The organism is Acetobacter pasteurianus subsp. pasteurianus LMG 1262 = NBRC 106471 (assembly GCF_000285275.1).
Classification (GTDB): Bacteria; Pseudomonadota; Alphaproteobacteria; order Acetobacterales; family Acetobacteraceae; genus Acetobacter; species Acetobacter pasteurianus.
The window spans coordinates 1-3,122 of record NZ_CADO01000087.1 but is presented as its reverse complement, the minus strand read 5'-3'; the positions used below and the strand labels follow the sequence as shown (position 1 = coordinate 3,122).

General features: G+C 48.3%; 2 protein-coding genes and 1 pseudogene. 1 reads left to right on the top strand and 2 read right to left on the bottom strand.

Annotated elements, in window-relative coordinates; translation table 11 throughout:
- Nucleotides 1–262: 262 nt before the first annotated feature.
- Nucleotides 263–1,783, bottom strand: a complete 1,521-nt coding sequence (locus APA10_RS11345) for an MFS transporter (protein ID WP_003631263.1) — start codon at nt 1,781–1,783, stop codon at nt 263–265.
- Between the two features lie 203 nt (nt 1,784–1,986).
- Here APA10_RS11345 and APA10_RS11340 point away from each other — a divergent pair, with 203 nt between their 5' ends.
- Nucleotides 1,987–2,865 carry a LysR family transcriptional regulator gene (locus tag APA10_RS11340; RefSeq protein WP_003626356.1) on the top strand — a complete coding sequence of 293 codons (879 nt, stop codon included), beginning with the start codon at nt 1,987–1,989 and terminating at the stop codon, nt 2,863–2,865.
- Nucleotides 2,866–2,868: 3 nt separating this feature from the next.
- On the opposite strand, the pseudogene APA10_RS14700 reads toward APA10_RS11340, so the two are convergent.
- A pseudogene (locus APA10_RS14700) lies at nt 2,869–3,122 on the bottom strand (hypothetical protein); the annotation flags it as partial.

Genomic DNA, 3,122 nt, shown 5'->3' with positions numbered 1-3,122 from the left:
CTGAATCATGGTTACCCATAGAGTCAGAACTCAACACAAAATGCAACTGTAGTGTTAGAGCGTGTCGTCAGTTATCCGATCTTACTGGCTCTCACTCAAACCATATCATCGCATTCCCATCTCTCCCGATCCCAAAAAACAGGGAGGAAAGACCAGAGGTCAAGTGGGATTACAAGCGTTACTCAACCATGTGCCAACTGACGAAACACTCTAGAGAATCTGCAAAATATCTATCATTACGCATTAAGTATTTATTATTTGCTTAGGTTATATTCTGTTTCATCTTTGAATGCATCAGTGTAAAGATAGTAATTGATGATCCTAATGCGAAAATTGATGCCACAAGAAGTGCTACGGCAAAACCATAAGAGAAAGCATGATGTGCATGCTGAATGGCGATTTCTTGACTGGAACCCTCTAAACCGGAAATAGCACTGGGTAGATCACCGGCAACGATGGCATCGGCGAAGTCTGATGGATGATGGCAGCCACTACCACATCCAAAGGCGGCAACCCATTTCCTTACCATTGTTGCGAGTATGCCGCTAAGCATCGCAAAACCAAGCAAAATCCCGGAAAATCGTGATGTCGTACTGATCCCTGACGCCATGCCAGATCGTTCTTTTGGCACAACACTCATGATAGCTTTTTGCGTTTCCCCATTGAGAAGGCCACCCCCACTTCCAATGACGACCATGCCAGCCATAACAATGATCCATGATCCGACATATGCTCCCCATGCTGTTATTCCATTGCCAATGGCGACGCATGACAGACCACCGGCTAGAATACCGCTCGAAGAGATATGGCGTTCCAGAAGACGTCCAATATGTGGGAAAATCAACATTGCCAGGGCAAAAGGCAACATGGCGAAGCCGGCCTGAAGTGCTGAGCGGCCTAAGCCGTTTTGGAGAAATAGCGGAAGCATCGAGGCCATAACCTGAGCGGATGCTGCATAAGCAAACATCGCCCAGACAGCTCCCAGAAAACGGGGATTGGAGAATAGGCCAAGATCTAACATCGGACGTGATTGGGCACGTTCAGATGCTATGAAAATGCCTAAGGAGATACTTCCTCCAATAAAACCATTCAGGGCGTTCCATGAGGTCCAGCCGCTTGCCTGACCGTTAATCATTCCCCACGTCAGACCGAACATGAATGCAGCAAAAAATATAATCCCGGCCGGATCCAGTCTTCGGGCATCAGTATCACGTGATTCTTTGACCAGAATAAAGACTGCGCCAGCAAGTAGGACGCAGATTGGAATATTGATATAAAACGCCCACCGCCAACCGAGCGCATAGGCAATAATACCACCAATAATAGGAGCAAGAACCATGGTAAGGCCCATGATACTTCCCCAAATGGCCCATGCGCGGTTCCGTTCATCTGGATTATGAAAAGTATGCCCGATGATCGCTAAAGCAGGTGCTAACAAAAACGCAGCACTTACGCCCTGTAAAGCACGCGCTAGATATAGTGCTGTGGCAGACGGGGCGGCTCCGCAAAACAACGAGGTAAGGGCAAATGTCGTAATTCCAATCAGATAGATGCGACGGCGTCCATACCGATCTGCAATGGCTCCAGCGGGCAACAGGAGAGATGCGAAGCACAGAACATATGTGCTGATAACCCATTCAATATCCGCGAAACTTGCACGAAACTCGCGAGCGATGGTTGGCAGGATGATTGCCACCACATTGGTATCAAGCACAGTCAAGGCACAGCCAGTTGAAGCCGCCAGAAGGACAAATAACGGATTGGTTACGCGCGAGGATGTCATCGGTGTCCTCACCGCTTCACGATAGTATTAGAAATTCCGATAATCAGTTCATCATGATTGGCTTGAAAGAGTTGTGTCATGGCGATGTTCCGTTGCAGAGCGCATTAGTCTGTAACGCTACGTCATGCCTTGGTTCTCGTCATTGGTGGTTATTTTTGTTATTATTAGGTTTTGCCTAATAATGCGGGAAGGGGGATAGAGGAATGGAACTGAGACATCTCCGCTATTTTGTGGTCTTGGCGGAAGAACTTCATTTTACACGGGCGGCAGAACGGCTGAATATTTCCCCGCCCACTCTGACTGTGCAGATACAGGAAATTGAGCGCACATTATCAGCTCAACTTCTCAACCGAACAAAGCGTTCTGTGACGCTTACATCTGCGGGAGAGGTTTTCCTTTCTGAAGCACGGCGCGTGCTCAAACAATTTGCAACAGCCGAGAACGCCGGTCGTCGTGCTGGGCGCGGTGAATTGGGTCGGATAGAGATTGGTTATGTTGCGTCAGCTGCGTATACGGGGATACTGCAAGACCAGATGAACCAATTTACGCAGAGTTATCCAGACGTGCTTTTAAAAGTGCGTGAATTCCCTATGGATAAACTGCCTCAACTGGTTGCGGACGGTGACGTAGATATCGGTTTTGTAAGGCTGCCTATGGCGATGCCACAGCTATTGAGTCACCATGTGTTGATCCGCGATCACTTTTGCCTGGCACTTTCCGTGATTCCTGGTGTCGAAGAAAAGTCGGAAGGCCCGGTTACGCCGCACGAAATTGCCAACGCATCTTTTATATTGCCCGAGCAGGCTTTCGGCACATTCCAGGTCGCAAGTCGAGGTGGATTTACGCCCCGTATTGTTTCTACGCCAGGGAGTTTGCTGGCTGTGTTGACACAGGTCTCAATTGGCAATGGTATTTCGGTTATTCCCAGTGCTTTACGAAGTGTTGTCAATTTGCCGGGCGTTGTTTTCCGCGATATTGCGGGAGAACCAATCGTTTCAGAAATTGCCGCCATTTTTCGCTCAGATGAGGTTGCACCAGCCGTACGTCATCTGATTTCTCAGATTCAAACAACAATAACCTGAAGATTATCGGAATTTGGCATCCAGCCACGCACTGACTTTGTCGACGACATCATTTTCAATGCCAAAATACCCATGAGGTGTTAAGGAGCCACAATTCTTTTTTGATTTTGTTATTCCACCAGAAACCATGAACACGCGCACTTCAGGGCTTGCTGTCATGGCGGAAGCAATCTGTTGGGCGGCTTGAGGCGGTGCGACATCGCATCGACGCGGATTTCTTCTGTGGTTACCGTCCGTTATGCAAGAGTTTTCTGACC

What these genes read in the sequence shown, in the direction of transcription:
- APA10_RS11340 (WP_003626356.1), top strand. Translation starts at nt 1,987, where the DNA reads ATGGAACTGAGACATCTCCGCTATTTTGTGGTCTTGGCGGAAGAACTT.
- APA10_RS11345 (WP_003631263.1), bottom strand. Translation starts at nt 1,783, where the DNA reads ATGACATCCTCGCGCGTAACCAATCCGTTATTTGTCCTTCTGGCGGCT.